The 15,477-nt window shown below is 73.0% G+C and carries 16 protein-coding genes and 1 tRNA gene; 6 read left to right on the top strand and 11 right to left on the bottom strand.

The window, feature by feature from the left end:
* Nucleotide 1 precedes the first annotated feature (1 nt).
* Nucleotides 2–472 carry a 2-oxo-4-hydroxy-4-carboxy-5-ureidoimidazoline decarboxylase gene (gene uraD, locus BLS43_RS18710; protein ID WP_093086597.1) on the bottom strand — a complete coding sequence of 157 codons (471 nt, stop codon included), beginning with the start codon at nt 470–472 and terminating at the stop codon, nt 2–4.
* Here uraD and BLS43_RS18705 point away from each other — a divergent pair.
* Nucleotides 471–965: a DUF1707 SHOCT-like domain-containing protein gene (locus BLS43_RS18705; protein WP_093086594.1), complete on the top strand. Its 495-nt coding sequence runs from the start codon at nt 471–473 to the stop codon at nt 963–965. The genes uraD and BLS43_RS18705 overlap by 2 nt on opposite strands.
* On the opposite strand, the gene BLS43_RS18700 is transcribed toward BLS43_RS18705, so the two are convergent.
* Together BLS43_RS18700 and BLS43_RS18695 are read right to left on the bottom strand one after the other, a co-directional pair.
* A complete protein-coding gene (locus BLS43_RS18700; RefSeq protein WP_093086591.1) occupies nt 966–1,550 on the bottom strand; it encodes a TetR/AcrR family transcriptional regulator in 585 nt (194 codons plus the stop codon).
* A 27-nt stretch (nt 1,551–1,577) separates the two neighbouring features.
* Nucleotides 1,578–2,057, bottom strand: coding sequence for an Lrp/AsnC family transcriptional regulator (locus tag BLS43_RS18695; protein WP_093086869.1), 480 nt, complete (start codon nt 2,055–2,057; stop codon nt 1,578–1,580).
* Between BLS43_RS18695 and BLS43_RS18690 the strand changes: the two genes are divergently transcribed.
* Nucleotides 2,031–2,309 (top strand): DUF2000 family protein, encoded by a 279-nt coding sequence (locus BLS43_RS18690; RefSeq protein WP_176921411.1) that lies wholly within the window; start codon nt 2,031–2,033, stop codon nt 2,307–2,309. The two genes, BLS43_RS18695 and BLS43_RS18690, sit on opposite strands and share 27 nt — an antisense overlap.
* A 13-nt stretch (nt 2,310–2,322) precedes the next feature.
* On the opposite strand, the gene BLS43_RS18685 is transcribed toward BLS43_RS18690, so the two are convergent.
* Nucleotides 2,323–2,745, bottom strand: coding sequence for a MarR family winged helix-turn-helix transcriptional regulator (locus tag BLS43_RS18685; protein ID WP_218129891.1), 423 nt, complete (start codon nt 2,743–2,745; stop codon nt 2,323–2,325).
* Nucleotides 2,746–2,810: 65 nt separating this feature from the next.
* Between BLS43_RS18685 and BLS43_RS18680 the strand changes: the two genes are divergently transcribed.
* Together BLS43_RS18680 and BLS43_RS31230 are read left to right on the top strand one after the other, a co-directional pair.
* Nucleotides 2,811–3,389, top strand: a complete 579-nt coding sequence (locus BLS43_RS18680; protein ID WP_093086588.1) for a maleylpyruvate isomerase family mycothiol-dependent enzyme — start codon at nt 2,811–2,813, stop codon at nt 3,387–3,389.
* Between the two features lie 72 nt (nt 3,390–3,461).
* Nucleotides 3,462–4,316: an excalibur calcium-binding domain-containing protein gene (locus BLS43_RS31230; RefSeq protein ID WP_245707578.1), complete on the top strand. Its 855-nt coding sequence runs from the start codon at nt 3,462–3,464 to the stop codon at nt 4,314–4,316.
* A 658-nt stretch (nt 4,317–4,974) separates the two neighbouring features.
* On the opposite strand, the gene BLS43_RS18670 is transcribed toward BLS43_RS31230, so the two are convergent.
* Both BLS43_RS18670 and BLS43_RS18665 read right to left on the bottom strand, forming a co-directional pair.
* Nucleotides 4,975–5,051, bottom strand: a tRNA-Pro gene (locus BLS43_RS18670).
* A gap of 17 nt (nt 5,052–5,068) precedes the next feature.
* Entirely contained in the window at nt 5,069–6,004 is a 936-nt protein-coding gene (locus tag BLS43_RS18665) for a metallophosphoesterase (RefSeq protein ID WP_245707575.1), read from the bottom strand.
* 25 nt (nt 6,005–6,029) lie between these two features.
* Here BLS43_RS18665 and BLS43_RS18660 point away from each other — a divergent pair, with 25 nt between their 5' ends.
* Nucleotides 6,030–6,494 (top strand): GatB/YqeY domain-containing protein, encoded by a 465-nt coding sequence (locus BLS43_RS18660; protein WP_093086582.1) that lies wholly within the window; start codon nt 6,030–6,032, stop codon nt 6,492–6,494.
* A gap of 47 nt (nt 6,495–6,541) precedes the next feature.
* On the opposite strand, the gene topA is transcribed toward BLS43_RS18660, so the two are convergent.
* From topA to BLS43_RS18635, 5 genes are all read right to left on the bottom strand, one after another.
* A complete protein-coding gene (topA, locus tag BLS43_RS18655) occupies nt 6,542–9,265 on the bottom strand; it encodes a type I DNA topoisomerase (RefSeq protein WP_425438557.1) in 2,724 nt (907 codons plus the stop codon).
* A gap of 372 nt (nt 9,266–9,637) precedes the next feature.
* Nucleotides 9,638–10,492 carry a hypothetical protein gene (locus BLS43_RS18650; protein ID WP_093086579.1) on the bottom strand — a complete coding sequence of 285 codons (855 nt, stop codon included), beginning with the start codon at nt 10,490–10,492 and terminating at the stop codon, nt 9,638–9,640.
* 57 nt (nt 10,493–10,549) lie between these two features.
* Nucleotides 10,550–11,140 (bottom strand): hypothetical protein, encoded by a 591-nt coding sequence (locus tag BLS43_RS18645; protein ID WP_093086577.1) that lies wholly within the window; start codon nt 11,138–11,140, stop codon nt 10,550–10,552.
* Nucleotides 11,141–11,212: 72 nt separating this feature from the next.
* Nucleotides 11,213–11,752 (bottom strand): hypothetical protein, encoded by a 540-nt coding sequence (locus BLS43_RS18640; RefSeq protein ID WP_143030120.1) that lies wholly within the window; start codon nt 11,750–11,752, stop codon nt 11,213–11,215.
* A 131-nt stretch (nt 11,753–11,883) separates the two neighbouring features.
* A complete protein-coding gene (locus BLS43_RS18635) occupies nt 11,884–14,190 on the bottom strand; it encodes a sodium-translocating pyrophosphatase (protein ID WP_093086858.1) in 2,307 nt (768 codons plus the stop codon).
* Between the two features lie 417 nt (nt 14,191–14,607).
* Between BLS43_RS18635 and BLS43_RS18630 the strand changes: the two genes are divergently transcribed.
* Entirely contained in the window at nt 14,608–15,435 is an 828-nt protein-coding gene (locus tag BLS43_RS18630; RefSeq protein WP_143030119.1) for a serine hydrolase, read from the top strand.
* Nucleotides 15,436–15,477 lie beyond the last annotated feature (42 nt).

The raw sequence follows: 15,477 nt of genomic DNA, 5'->3' as shown, positions 1-15,477 counted from the left end.
CTCACCGATCCTGCACGATGAGCCCGGTCAGCCGCAGACGGTTGATCGCGGTCAGCTCGTGACGGGTGCGCGCGGCCTCCTCCTGAGCCGAGTTCTGCAGGCGTTCCCGCAGGACGGCGAGCAGGTCGTCGGCGCTGCGGCCGGACGCGCAGACCAGGTAGACGTGACCGAACCGACGCTCGTACTCGGCGTTGCCCTCCGCCATCGCGGCCCGCACCGCGTCCGAGGCGGTGGCCATGCCCGCCTGCTCCTTCGCCGACGACCCGCCGTGCACCCGGTCGCCGATGCGCGGATGCCCCGCCAGCGCGTCGGCCAGGTCGACGGGGGCGGCGTCGGCGGCGGCCAGCAGCGCGTCGAGGTCGGCGTAGGGCCTGCCCGCGGCGACGGCCTCCGCCCAGGTGGTCGAGGCGCAGACCGGCAGGAGGACGGCGACCGCGTCGGGCAGGGCGTTGAACTCGGCCAGGGTGGGCATGCAGGCACTATCGGGGATGACCCGGATCCGCCGCACCGTGGCGGCCGGCACGATGGGCGTCGTGACCGAGCCGATCCGCCCCGAGGACATGCGGGTCTCCGACGCCGACCGGGCGGTCACCGCCCGGCACCTGCAGTGGGCGCAGGGCGAGGGCCTGCTGGACCTCGGCGAGTTCGACACCCGCTCCGGCGCGCTCTACGCCGCCACGACCCGGGGAGAGCTGGACCGGCTGGTCCGGGACCTCCCCGCGGTCCCCGCGGCCGTCGAGGCGCGCAGGCCGGGCGTCTTCGCCGACACCGGCGGCGGCACCGCCATGCGGGTGCTGACGATCGTCTTCACCTCGATCGCCGTGGTGAACCTGGTGGTCTGGGGCCTGGTCACGATCACGAACGGCGAGGCCGTCTACCCCTGGTTCCTGTGGACGGGCGTGCCGCCCCTGGCCGTCCTGGGCACCCTGTACGCCTTCGGGATCGGGCGCCCGAAGCGGGACTGATCAGGCCAGCTCGGCGGAGCCGACGAGCATCCGGAGGGCCTCGGCGACGTCGTCACCGGTCGGCGCGGTGTCCGGGTCCACCACCCACTGGACCATCAGGCCGGTGAGCAGGGCCTGGTAGAAGCCGCCGAGGACGCGGCTGCGGTGGTCGGCCTCGCGCGGGTCGTCCGGCAGCGCGTGGAACATCGAGGCGAGCTCCTCGCGGGTGTCCCGCTGGGCGCCGACCAGCGCGTCGTGCAGGCGGGGCGAGCGGGCGGCCTCGGCCAGCGACTCGACGTAGCTGATCCACAGCTTGTGCTCGCTGTGGAAGAGGTCGACGACGGACCTCCAGGTCTGCTGGACCCGCTCGTCCGGCGTGGCGGTGGGGTCCACCCGGCCCAGGGCGGCGTCGAGCACCCCCGCCCACTCGCCCGCGCTGCGCACGGCGGCCTCGGTCAGCAGCGCGTCCTTCGACCCGAAGTGGTAGCCGATCGAGGCGAGGTTGGTGCCGGACACGGCGACGACGTCCCGGGCGGTCGTCCGGCCGAAACCCTTGGTGTACAGGCAGTCGGCGGCGCCGTCCAGCAGGTCCTCGCGATGTCCCATGGGCGGCGACCCTAACCCATCGCAAGATCAAGACGAGCGTCTGGGACGGGCGTCCGGAATGACGTCGGACACCAGGTGCTCGTCGACCACCGTGGTGCGCACGTCGGCGATCTCCGGGCGCTGGGTCAGCTTGTCGATCACCAGGGAGTAGAGGGCCTCGTTGTCCGGGACGGGGATGTGGAGCAGGAAGTCCTCCGTGTCCGTCGTCACGAAGACGCCGAGGGTCTCCGGCAGCCGCACGGCCCAGTTGCGGAACGTCTCGATCACCCGCCGGTTCGGCGGCCGGACGCGCACGGCGATGAGCGCCTGCACCGGGCGTCCGACGGCGGCGAGGTCGAGGTCGAGCCGCGCGCCGCGGATCACCCCGCGGCGCCGCAGGGCCCGGGTGCGGTCCAACGCGGTCGTCGGCGAGACCCCGACCGCCGCCGCGATGTCCCGGTTCGTCCGCCGTGCGAGGTCGAGGGTCTGCTCGGGCCGGAGGTGAAGGACTCGACCGGCGCGGTGCATCCCGGTCTCCACTGGAGCGGGTGCACCGTGCTGACGGCGTCCGCGGCCGATCTCGCCGTCCTGCGCGGTCGGGCGGGTGCGGCCGAGGACGTGTTCGTCGCCGACATGCCCGGGGCGGGGCAGCGGCTGCGCGTCTACGACGAGTACGTCGACGAGATCGGCCGGACCGAGGAACCCGACTACCTCGCGGTGAGCGTCGTCGGGCCGCGCAACCGCGTGGCGAAGTGGGTTAAGGGCTTCCCGCTGGCCTGAGGTCTCTCGGAGCTCAGGTCGCGTACGGATCGGTGATCTCGCGCAGACGGGTCAGCGCTCGGCGCAGGGCGGGCATGTCGTCGCCGAGGTGGTCGGCCCAGCGCGCCTCGATCTGGGCGACGGTGTCGTTCGCCACCACGCACGCCCGCCATCCCAGGTCGGTGAAGGTGACCAGCCGGGCGCGGCCGTCGGAGGGGTCCGGGACGCGCTGGACGTAGCCCGCGCGCTGGAGCTGGTCGACGAGCACGCCCGCGGTCTGCTTCGTGACCTGCGCCTGGTCGGCGAGGTCGGTCAGCCTGCTGCCGCCGGGCGCGATCCGCTGGAACACCCGGGCCTGGGCCAGGGTGAGCACGCCGTGGCCCGCCTCGGCGAGGGCGTGCATCACCTCGGTCTCCATCGCCCGGTAGGGGATGAACAGCAGGTTTCCGACGTTCACGGGTTGAGTGTAGTCAGTTTTCCTGACTACTATTGGTCAGGGAAGCTGACTAACTGGGGGCCGTGATGGATGCCTGGATCGACACCGCCCGCGCCGAGCTGGCCGATCTGCTCGCGGGACTCACCCCCGCGCAGTGGGAGCAGCCGTCGCTGTGCGCGGGCTGGCGGGTGCGGGAGGTGGCGGCGCACGTCGCGCTCACCGCGGAGTCGCCGTTGACACAGGTCGCCGCCATGGTGCGCAGCGGGTTCCGGTTCGACCGCATGGTCGATGCGACCGCCAGGGCGCACGCCGCGGTGCCCACGTCGCAGCTCGCCGACGAGGTGCGGGGCCTGGTCGGGGTCCGCCGCCGCCCGCCCGGCACCGTGCCCGCCGACCCGCTGAACGACGTGCTGGTCCACACCCAGGACATCGCCCGCCCCCTCGGCCTCGACATCGCGATCCCGGCCGAGCCCGCCACCGTCGCCGCCGATCTGGTGTGGCGCCGCGCCTTCCCCTTCCGTGCCCGGGACCGCGTGCGCGGCCGGGAACTGGTCGCCACGGACGTCGAGTGGCGACGGGGTGCCGGCGAGCCCGTCGAGGCCCCGATCGGAGACCTCCTGCTGATCCTCACCGGCCGGATCCCGGTGCCCGCTCGTCAGAACTGACGATGCCGGGTAATGCCGTCGACGTCCCTCCGATAGGCCGTTCAGCTCACTGAACCGCCACGAGGGGAACCGATGACCGCCACGCAGCACTGGACCTCCTCCGTCCCGCCCACCCAGCCCACGGGCAACCGGCCGGCGACGACCGGGTTCGTGCTGGGTGTGCTGGGCCTGGTCGCGGGCTGGATCCCGGTGGTCGGGCTGATCGTGACGGTGCCCGCGCTGCTGATCTCCCGCACCGGCCGCCGGCGCTTCCGCAGCGGAGCCGCGGACACGGCAGGCCGCAGCACGGCGGGGATGGTGCTCGGCGTCGTCGGCACGGCGATCTGCGTGGTGATGACCGTCGTCGCGATCGCGGGCGGTGCCTCGGCGGAGCCGCGGCCGGTCGCCGCTCCCGCCCCGGTCGCCGCTGTTCCGCCCGCGCCGGTCCTGCTGGTCGTCCCCAACGTCGTCGGGATGAGTGACGTGCAGGCTCGCGACACCCTCCGGGCCGCGGGCTTCTCGACCGTGGTGATGGGCCCGTCCACCGGAGCGCAGCCCGGGGTCGCGGCCGGGACCGTGACCGCACAGCTCCCCGGGACCGGTGCGCGGGCCTCGGCCACGGACCCGATCACGCTGGGCGAGGCGGCCGAGCCGCCGGTCGTCGCGCCCGCCCCCGCGGTGCCCGCCGCGGCACCCGCACCCGCACCCGCCGCCGTGGCCCCGGGCACCCGGGCACCCGCGGCCCAGGCACCCGCCGCCCGCGCCCCGCAGCCCCTGGTGGCCCCCGCCCCGCGGGCCGCGGACCCCGCCCCGGCGTCGTCGTCGAGCGGTGCGTCCTACAAGAACTGCACCGAGGCACGGAACGCAGGCGCCGCCCCGCTCCACCGAGGCGAGCCGGGCTACAGCACCAAGCTGGACCGAGACGGCGACGGCATCGCCTGCGAGTAGGTCGGACGACGGGCCGCCCGGTACGTCCCGAGGCGCACTACTCAGGTTCCTGATGGTCAGGTGGGCGGGCCATCCGGCGGCTGCAGGACCGGGAGACCGGGTCGCCGTGCATGGCGCAGGTTCCTGACGGTCCGGTGGCCGGGCGATCCGGCGCCCCTCCGACTTGGCGGGCGGGCCGGCGTGCGTGGCTCAGTTTCCTGATGATCAGGTGCTCGAAGGATGCGACTCCGGATGATCCGGGCCCCGGATCATCCGGAACCCGAGCCACGCCGGGGATCCCCTGTCGCGTCTGGCGCCGCTCGGATCGTCGGGGATCTGGATAATCAGGAATCTCAGCCACCCGCGGTGGAGCCTCCTTCAAGTCCGGCGCTGTTCGGATGGCCCGGCTGCCTGACCATCAGGAACCTGAGCTGAGCGGGGCGGAGCCCCCGTCGGCCCCTGCGTCTCTCGGATGGTCCGCAGCCTGGACGATCTGGAACCTGAGCCACGTGGGGTGGAGGCCCTGTCGGGTCCAACGCCCTTCGGATGGTCGGGGATCCGGACGGTCTGGAACCTGAGCCACGTGGGGTGGAGCCCCCACCGGGTCCGACGCCGCTCGGATGGCCGGGCACCCGGACACCAAGAAGGCCCAGGTCGGAGCGACCTGGGCCTTCTGTGATGGTCGGGGTGACAGGATTTGAACCTGCGACCTCTTCGTCCCGAACGAAGCGCGCTACCAAGCTGCGCCACACCCCGATGAACCGTGGAGAACTCTACCCGACCGTTTCCGACGCCTGCGCGGGGGTGGCCTTCGACCGCGCGGGGGCCGCCGGGCGGGGCAGCAGGGTCAGCAGGCTGACCTCCGGCGGGCAGGCGAACCGGACCGGCGTGTACGGCGAGGTGCCCATCCCGGCGGACACGTGCAGCCAGGTGTGTGTGCCCCAGCGCGACGCCCCGCGCGCCCGGGACCGGTCGATACCGCAGTTGGTGACGATCGCGCCGTAGCCGGGCAGCCGGAGCTGACCACCGTGCGTGTGACCGGCCAGCACGAGGTCGACGCCGTCCGCTGCCATGCCGTCGAGCACCCGCGGCTCCGGCGAGTGGGTCAGCCCGAGCCGCAGGTCCGCCGTCATGGGACCCGAGACACTCGAGTAGCGGTCGAGCGAGAGGTGCGGGTCGTCCACGCCGACGACGCCGATCCGGCGCCCGTCGACGTCGAGGAAGAGGCGCTGGTGCGTCGCGTCCTGCCAGCCGTGCTCCACGAACCCGGCGCGCAGGTCCCGCCACGGCAGCGGCGCTCCGTGGATCCGGCGCTGCGAGGGGCGCAGGTAGCGGGCCGGGTTCTTGGGGGTGGGGCCGAAGTAGTCGTTGCTGCCGAAGACGAACAGCCCGGGCCGGTCCAGCAGGGGGCCGAGCGCGGCGAGCGCTGCGGGCACGGCCTTGGGGTGCGCCAGGTTGTCCCCGGTGTTCACGACGAGATCCGGCTCCAGCGCGGCGAGCTCGGCGACCCACCGCTTCTTGCTCTCCTGCCCCGGTGTGAGGTGCAGGTCGGAGACGTGCAGGATCCGGAGCGGCCTGCTGCCCTCCGGCAGCACCGGCAGCGCGGCCTCGCGCAGGGTCCACCGACGCGACTCGTACCCGGCGGCATAGGCGACGCCCGCCAGGCCCGTGGTGGCGGTGCCCAGGGCGAAACGCGCGAGAGGATGCACGGCGGCCAGGGTACGTTGCTGCCTTGTGAGCACCTTGAAGGAGCGGCTGCGCAGCGACCTGACCGCGGCCATGAAGGCCCGCGACGAGCTGGTCAAGGCAACCCTGCGGCTGACCCTGACCGCGATCGGCAACGCCGAGGTGGCCGGGACCGAGCACCGCGACCTGTCCGACGAGGAGGTCCTCAAGGTCATCGCGAAGGAGCAGAAGAAGCGCGAGGAGTCCGCCGAGGCCTTCGCGGCCGCGGGGCGCACCGAGCAGGCCGCGCAGGAGCGCGCCGAGGGCGAGGTCCTGGCCGGTTATCTGCCCACGCAGCTCACGGACGCGGAGCTGAGCGAGATCGCCGCCGCCGCCGTCGCCGAGGTGACGGCGGAGACCGGCGAGACCCCCGGGCCGCGTCAGATGGGCCTGGTCATGAAGAAGGCCACCGCCGCCGCAGCCGGTCGCGCGGACGGCAAGCGCCTGAGCACCGCGGTGCGGTCCCTGCTGTGAACTCGTGAGCGGCGATGGTCGCCAGGGCGACCATCGCCGCGCACGGGCTACTTGGCCGGGGCCTTCTTCGCCGCGGGCTTCTTCGCGGGGGCCTTGCGCTTGGCCGGGGCCTTCTTCACCGGGGCCTTGGCGCGGCGTTCGGCGAGGAGCTCGCTGGCGCGCTCGTCGGTGATCTCCTCGACGCTGTCGCCCTTGCGGAGCGAGGCGTTGGTCTCGCCGTCGGTGACGTAGGGGCCGAAGCGGCCGTCCTTGATCACCATCGGCTTGTCCGTGGCGGAGTCCTTGCCCAGCTCGCGCAGCGGCGGGGTGGCCGCGGCGGTGCGGCGGCCGCGCTGCTTGGGCTGCTTGTAGATCTCCAGCGCCTCGTCGAGGGTCACCGTGAACAGCTGCTCCTCGCTGGTCAGCGAGCGCGAGTCCGTGCCCTTCTTCAGGTACGGGCCGTAGCGGCCGTTCTGCGCGGTGATCTCCTCCCCGGACTCCGGGTCGGTCCCGACGATCCGGGGCAGGCTGAGCAGCTTGAGCGCGTCGTCGAGGGTGACGGTCTCCACCGACATGTCCTTGAACAGCGACCCGGTGCGCGGCTTGGTCTTCGCCTTCTTCGCCGCGGCCGCCTCCTCCTCGGACAGCAGCTCGGTGACGAAGGGGCCGTAGCGGCCCTCCTTGGCGACGATCTCGTGCCCGGTCACCGGGTCCGTGCCCAGCGTGCGGCCCTCCTGCGGCACCGAGAACAGCTTCTCGGCGATCTCCTCGGTGAGCTCGTCCGGCGGGAGGTCCTCGGGCAGGTTGGCGCGCTGGGTCTTCGGCTTGCCCTCGGCGTCCGTCTCGTCCGTCGGACGCTCCATGTACGGCCCGTACCGCCCGACGCGCACGACCGCCTCGCGGCCCTGGCTGTCGGTGAACAGCGGGATCGAGTTGATCGTGCGGGCGTCGATCTCCTCGAGGTTGACGCCGACGAGCTTCTTCAGCCCGCCCTCGCGCGCCACCGACCCCTCGGCGGACGTGCCGTCGCCGAAGTAGAAGCCGGTGAGCCAGGCGTTGCGGGTGAGGTTGCCCGAGGAGATGGCGTCGAGCTCGTCCTCCATCGCGGCGGTGAAGTCGTAGTCGACGAGCCTGCCGAAGTGGTGCTCCAGTAGCCCGACCACCGAGAACGCGACCCAGCTCGGGACGAGCGCGGAGCCCTTCTTCCAGACGTACCCGCGGTCCTGGATGGTCTTGATGATCGACGCGTACGTCGACGGCCGCCCGATCCCCAGCTCCTCGAGCTGCTTGACCAGGCTCGGCTCGCTGTAGCGGGCGGGCGGGTTGGTGGAGTGCCCCTCCGGGCTCAGCTCGGCCGCGGTGAGCGCCTGGCCCTCGGTGAGGTTCGGCAGCCGGGACTCGGCGTCGTCCGCCTGCTCGTTCGAGCTCTCCTCGACGGTCTCGACGTAGGCCTTGAGGAACCCGGGGAAGGTGATCGTGCGGCCGGAGCTGGCGAACACGACCTCCTCGCCGGTGGCCGCCGTGCCGTTGATCCGGATGGAGACGGTGGTGCCGCGCGCGTCCGCCATCTGCGAGGCGACGGTGCGCTGCCAGATCAGCTCGTAGAGCCGGAAGTCGTCCCCGTCGACCTCGCGGGCGATCTCGCCCGGGGTGCGGAAGGTGTCGCCCGCGGGGCGGATCGCCTCGTGGGCCTCCTGCGCGTTCTTGACCTTGCGCGTGTACTGCCGGGGGGCCGAGGGCACGTAGGAGTCGCCGTAGAGCTCCCGGGCCTGCGCGCGGGCGGCCTGGATCGCGGACTCCGACAGCGTGGTCGAGTCCGTACGCATGTAGGTGATGTAGCCGTTCTCGTACAGCCGCTGCGCGCTGCGCATGGTGCGCTCGGAGGAGAACCGCAGCTTGCGGCCCGCCTCCTGCTGCAGCGTCGACGTCATGAACGGGGCGTACGGCTTGCGGGTGTACGGCTTGGAGTCGACCGACGCGACGGTCAGGTCGTGGCCCTCGAGGCTCTCCGCCAGCCGGCGGGCGCCGGCCTCGTCGAGGACGGTGACGTCACGCCCCTTGAGCTTGCCGTCGGCCCCGAAGTCCCGTCCGGTGGCGACGCGGCTGCCGTCCACGCTGACCAACCGCGAGCCGAACTGGCGCGGCGTGGCGTCCGCGCCCGCGTCCATGGTCGCGGCGATGTCCCAGTAGCCCGCGGAGACGAACGCCATCCGCTCGCGCTCGCGCTGCACGATCAGTCGGGTCGCCACCGACTGCACGCGCCCCGCCGAGAGCCGCGGCATGACCTTCTTCCACAGCACGGGGGAGACCTCGTAGCCGTAGAGGCGGTCCAGGATGCGCCGGGTCTCCTGTGCGTCGACCAGGTCCTGGTCCAGCTCGCGGGTGTTCTCCGCGGCCGCGCGGATCGCGGGCTCGGTGATCTCGTGGAAGACCATCCGGCGGACCGGGATCTTCGGGCGCAGGGTGTCCAGCAGGTGCCAGGCGATCGCCTCGCCCTCGCGGTCGGGGTCCGTGGCGAGGAGGAGCTCGTCGGCGTCCTTGAGCAGGTCCTTGAGCTCGGAGACCTTCGACTTCTTCTCCGGCGTGACGATGTAGAGCGGGTGGAACTCGTTGTCCACGTCCACGCCCAGGCGGGCCCACGGCTCGCCCTTGTACTTGGCGGGTACGTCCGCCGCGCCGCGCGGCAGGTCACGGATGTGCCCGACGCTCGACTCCACCACGTAGTCGTTGCCGAGGTAGGGCTGGATCTTCTTCGCCTTGGTCGGCGACTCGACGATCACCAGGCGGCGCACCCGGCCGCCCGCGGCCGTGGTCGATCCCGTCCCGTTGCGACGACCACCCCCGGCCGCGGCGCTCTTGCGACGCGTCGAGGTGCCGGCGGCCTTCTTCTCGGTCGGCTCGTCGGTCTCGGTGCTCGTCGTTCCGGTTGCCACGTTGGTCCTACTCCATCCCTCCGGCAGCGCCGCCGGTCTCGTACCGGCCGCCACCGTCCTCCGGGTCTGTCATGTCCGGAGCGTCACCTACGGTAACTCCCGGTTCGACCCTGGGCCGACAGTATTGCTCTCCGTCGGCCCCGCGCCGCCACGGTCGCACATCGACGACCGCTGTCGCATCCCTCACACCCTCCCGCGGTGTCGGGGAGCGAGCGGAGCGTAGCCCGATGGTCAAGTGCGGCTTCGACCCCAGTACCGCGGCCATTCGGCCGCATCGACGCCCTCCGGCGGGGGGCCGACCAGCTCCACCAGGCGGTGCATCCTCCGGGCTCCTGTGATGCGCAACGCCGGTCCGGCCGCCCGGCATTCCCCCGTCCGGTGGTGGGTCCGGCAGATCGTGACGGGTTCGGGGCCGGGGAGCTCGGGGAGATCGTGCAGGTCGTGGAGATCGACGACGGGGAGGTCGTCGGGATCCAGGAGGGTGTCCGGGTCCGCCGGATCCCGCCGCTCCCGGCGCACGGGAGCCGGGGGCGGGACCCGCTCGACCGGTTCCTCGGGTGGCTCCTTCTCCGCGTCCGCGCGCGCCGTGCAGGCCGGGCACCGGGGCAGCTGGACGCGAGCGGGCGGCAGCCCGAGCCGCGTGGTCCCGGCGATCAGCCGGTCGTGGGTGCCGGGCGCTCCGCCGTCGAGCGGGAGGAGATAGCCGCCGCGCCCGTCGGGACGCCCCGCGGCCAGCACCCACAGCCGCAGCGCCGTGCCGTCCAGCTGGAAGTCCGCAGGCACCCGCTTGTGGTCCGGGCCCGTCGGGTCCGTCCAGGCGCCGGCCAGTCCGGCGAGGTCGCGCCGGTAGGCGGTCCGCAGCTCACGGCCCACGCAGCTGTGCCCGCCCGCCTCGAACGTCAGCCCGAACGGCGCCGCCGCGGCGCGCAGCGCCCGCTCCCGACCGGGGTCGGCGGCGTCCAGGCTGATCCGGGCGGTGACCCCACCGCCGAACCGCAGCACCCGCGCCGGCCCGCAGAGCAGCCCGCCGAGGTCGGCGAGCGACGTCGGCCGGGCCTCCGCCGAGAACAGCGACAGCTGCGACACGTCGCGCAGACTAGAACATCTGTTCGATCCGTGTCGCGGGACTCGCTCGAACGAGCGCTACCGGGGGGTGCTGGCCGCCTGCAGCTGCCCACAGGCCGGGGCCTGGTCGACGGCCTTGGCCAGCCGCGGGGAGGTGCGCAGGTCACCGAGCACGTCCGGCGCCGTGACCTGCGCGAGGCTGGTCTGGGTCTCGCCGAGCGCGGCCTGGAAGGCGGGCACGTTGTTCGGGTCCGACGCGTCGACCTTGGCCTTCGCGGCGCTGATGTCGCTCTGCAGCTTCTCCAGGCCCGCCGTGGCCCGGGCGACGATGTCGTCGCCGCCGCCGACCGGCGCCGACCCGACCTGCCCGAGCTGGTCGCGGCTCTGCTGCAGGCCGGTCTCGGCGCCCGCGAGGTAGTCCGACAGCCGCTGCTTGATGCCCGGCAGGTCGGCCCCGTCGAAGTTCGGCTGGGCGAGCACCGGCCCGGTGAACGTGAGTACCGCGCCGCACACCTTGTCCACCCAGGCCACGGGATCGGCCCCGCGGCCCGCGGTCGGCTGGGGGGCCGGATCGGCCCGGGGCACACCGGCGACGGCGCTGGCGCACCCGCCGACGGACAGCAGTCCGCCGAGCAGGACTGCGGCGACGAGCCGGGACGGGCGCTGCACGAGAACCTCCGGTGACGAGTGGGCCGCCCGACACTAGGCCACGGCGGGCGGCCTTCGCGAGCGCCCGTCGGCTCAGCTGCCGCTGAGCCGGGAGAGGTCCTGGCAGGCGGGAGCCTTGGCCGCGGCGTTCGTGACCGCCGAGTCCAGGCCGGCGAGGGGGTCCTGATCGGTGTCCTGCAACGCCAGGACGGGCGCGACCGCGCCCTCCATGTCCCGCGGCAGCGTCCGCGAGTCCAGGTCCAGTCCCTGGACCTGGGTGTGCGCCTGGCGGAACGCGTCCCGGTAGCGGGTGAGCTGGTCGCGGAACTTCGTGACCGCCTGGTCCCCGCCCTCGACGGGGGAGGCGCCGAGGCCGTCGAGGTCCGCGAGCGAGGTGTCCAGCGCCGAGGCCGTGTCGCCGAGGTAGGCCGCGAGGCTGCGGGCCTGGCCCTCCGGATCGGTCGCCGGGGCGGGCCCGACGAGCGCGGCCTCCCGGAACGTCGCGTACGAGCCGCACAGGCCGTTCGTCCAGTCGATCGTCGCCTGCTCGTCCGCGCCGCCGCAGCCCGCGACCAGCAGACCACAGGCGACCACCGCCGCCGTCGCGGTCCTACGGGCCCACCGTGTCGTCATCCGTCCTCCGAGTCCGCCCCCCGCTGTTCGGCACCCGGACGGTAGCGGGGGCGACCCGGACGAACGAGGCCGCCCGCCCCGAAGCGGGACGAGCGGCCTCATCGGTCGCCGAACGGGCAGGTGTGATCCGCCTAGGCGACGGGGCTGTCCGCCGGGGTCTCCTGGATGGAGGAGGTGCGCCGCTTGGACACCGTGATCGCCGCGACGATCACCGCGACGGCCACGAGCGCGATGATGATCCGCACCGGTGCCGAGGCGCTGTCGCCGACGCTGAACAGCACGACGGCGGGCGCGATGAGCACCGAGACCAGGTTCATCACCTTGATCAGCGGGTTGATGGCCGGGCCCGCGGTGTCCTTGAACGGGTCGCCGACGGTGTCGCCGATGACCGTGGCCTCGTGGGCCGGGGAGCCCTTGCCGCCGTGGTTGCCGTCCTCGACGAGCTTCTTCGCGTTGTCCCAGGCACCACCGGAGTTGGCGAGGAAGATCGCCATCAGGGTGCCGCAGGCGATCGCCCCGGCCAGGTAGCCCGCGAGCGGGCCGACGCCCAGGCCGAAGCCGACCGCGATCGGCGCGAAGATCGCCAGCAGGCCGGGGGTGGCCAGCTCGCGCAGCGAGTCCCGGGTGCAGATGTCCACGACGCGCCCGTACTCGGGGCGGACCGTGCCCTCCATGATCCCGGGGTTCTCCCGGAACTGGCGACGCACCTCGAACACGATGGCGCCCGCCGCACGGGTGACGGCGTTGACCGCCAGCCCGGAGAACATGAAGACGACCGACGCGCCGATGATCACGCCGACCAGCGTGTTCGGCGAGAACACCTCGTTGGCGAACGCGGTGCCCGCGTCCTCGAGGGCCACGCCCGCCTTGCTCAACGCCTGGCTGATCGCGTCCCGGTAGGACCCGAACAGGGCGGTCGCCGCGAGCACCGCCGTGGCGATCGCGATGCCCTTGGTGATCGCCTTCGTGGTGTTCCCGACGGCGTCGAGCTCGGTGAGGATGTCGACACCCTCGCCCTCGACGTCCCCGGACATCTCCGCGATGCCCTGCGCGTTGTCGGCGACGGGGCCGAAGGTGTCCATCGCGACGATCACGCCGACCGTGGTCAGCAGGCCGGTGCCCGCGAGGGCCACGGCGAACAACGCCACCGTGATCGACCCCGTGGCGAGCGTGAACGCCCCGAAGACGGCCGCGCTGATCACGAGGGCGGTGTAGACCGCGGACTCGAAGCCGATCGAGATGCCGGACAGGATGACGGTCGCGGCGCCGGTCAGCGAGGACTTGCCGACGTCCTGCACGGGCTTGTCCTCGGTGCCGGTGAAGTACCCGGTCAGCTTGAGGATGGCCGCGGCCAGCACGATGCCGATGATCACGGCGATGGTCGCGATGATCCGCGGGTCCGCCCCGCCCATGTCCGCGACGACCGAGGAGTCGGTCGGGTTGCTCAGCCCCGCCCAGGTGCCCGGCAGGTAGACGAACGCGGCGATCGCGCACAGCACCGCGGACACGCCCGCCGAGATGTAGAAGCTGCGGTTGATCGTCGTCAGGCTGCCCTCGCCGACGCGGGTCCGGGTGATGTACACGCCGAGCACCGCCGTCAGCACCCCGATCGCCGGGATGATCAACGGGAACAGCAGCCCCTGCAGGCCGAACGCCGCGGTGCCGAGGATCAGCGCAGCGACGAGCATGACCGCGTAGGACTCGAAGAGGTCCGCCGCCATGCCCGCACAGTCGCCGACGTTGTCACCCACGTTGTCCGCGATGGTCGCGGCGTTGCGCGGGTCGTCCTCCGGGATGCCCTGCTCGACCTTGCCGACCAGGTCGGCGCCGACGTCCGCGGCCTTGGTGAAGATGCCGCCGCCGACTCGCATGAACATGGCGAGCAGCGCCGCGCCGAAGCCGAAGCCCTCCAGCACCTTGGGCGCCTGGCCCGCGTAGACGAGCACGACGAGCGCCGCGCCGAACAGGCCGAGGCCGACGGTGAACATGCCGACGACGCCGCCGGTGCGGAACGCGATCCGGGTCGCCTTCTCGCGGCCGCCCGCCTCGCGCGAGGCGGAGGCGACGCGGATGTTGGCGCGCGTGGCCAGCCACATGCCGAGGTAGCCGATGGCCGCCGAGAACCCGGCGCCGATCACGAAGAAGATCGACCGGCCTATCCGTTCGCCGATGTCGTCGGCGGGGAGCGCGAAGAGCAGCAGGAAGACGATCACGACGAAGATGCCGAGCGTCTTGAACTGCCGTCTGAGGTAGGCCTGGGCGCCCTCCTGGACCGCCTCGCCGATCCTCTGCATCTCGGGGGTGCCGGGGTCGGCGCTGAGTACTTCTCGGAGCAGCTTATAGCCGATGGCCAGGGCCGCGAGGGCGACGACGGCGACCACGCCGACGACGATCCGATCCCCCGATCCCAGCTCGAGCCCCAAAGCGGGCACGGTCATCCGACCTCCTGTTGCGTCGCAGTGCGTCAGTGAGACCTGTCGAGCCGTGGAGATCGCGCGACGGCAGCCCTGACGTCGTCGGCACCCGACCGCCGCGACGGTGCGGCCGCCGGATGCACACGCAGAGTGTGGCCGATGTCGCAATTGAGATCCACACCACTCCCCCCGTCGACAGGGTGAGGTGATCGACAACACAGTCGTGCGGTTGCCGGGTGCCGATGCCTGCCGGATGCTTGAGAGATCTACCACCGAGGCCGCACCGTCAGCGGGACTCGCCGGATCGGCCTGGTGGCCGTCGGGGTCGTTCTGGCGATGGGGCCGCTGTTGCTGAGCGCGCCGGCGACTTCCGCGCCGGCGCTCCTCGGGGCGCCACCCGGCGATTCGGGTGTCTCGGACCTCTCCGTCGGACTGGCCGCGGTGCCCGAGGCCGAGCTCGCGAGGCTGCTCGCGCTCGTCCCCCGGGAGCCGGAACCCGAGCCGGAGCCGGAGCGGGGGACCGCCGCGGCCGCCGTTCTCTCGGCCACCACGGCCGCCGCGGTCGTGCAGGGTCTGGACCTGCGGATCGCGGTGCTCGACCGGGAGCTTGGGGAGTGGGCCTCCGCGGGCGCCGCGGCGGAGCCCACCTACGCCGCCTCGCTGTCGAAGCTGGTGGTGGCCGTCGACGTGCTGGACCGCCGCACCGAGGGCCTCGAGGTCGGCGACGCCGACCTCGCCCTGCTCCGCCGGGCACTCGGACCCAGCGACGACGCGGCGATGAACGCGTTGTGGTCGCGCTTCGACGGTGCGCACGCCGCCTCCCGGGTGGCCGGGCGGCTCGGGCTCTCGGCCACCCGCGATCCGGCCGACCCCTCGCAGTGGGGCGAGATGCTCGTGTCTGCGGAGGATCACCTGCGGGTCTACGACCACGTGCTGGCGATGCCGGGGCCCGACCGCGACCTGATCATGGACGCGCTGGGGTCGGTGCCCGCGGTGGCGCGCGACGGGTTCGCCCAGGACTTCGGGCTGCTCGCGCCGGGACTGGCGGACGGCGCCGGGCCCGTGGCGGCGAAGCAGGGCTGGATGTGCTGCTTCGGTCAGCGGTACTACCTGCACAGCGCCGGGGTGGTCGGTGCCGGGTCGCGGTTCGTCGTGTCGCTGCTCAGCACCCAGCCCCGCGCCGCGGGGTGGGCGGACGCCCGCGCAGGCCTGGACACGGTCGCTCGCGCGCTCGCCGCGACGCTGGCGGGCGCGGTCCCGGTGGGATGAGCCCGTGTGCGCGAGCTGTCGGGGGTGTGTGCGAGCCTCGAC

Origin of the sequence: Pseudonocardia oroxyli (assembly GCF_900102195.1) — a bacterium.
Classification (GTDB): domain Bacteria; phylum Actinomycetota; class Actinomycetes; order Mycobacteriales; family Pseudonocardiaceae; genus Pseudonocardia; species Pseudonocardia oroxyli.
Note: the sequence above shows the minus strand (reverse complement) of the source record. Positions and strands in the feature narration are given on the sequence as shown.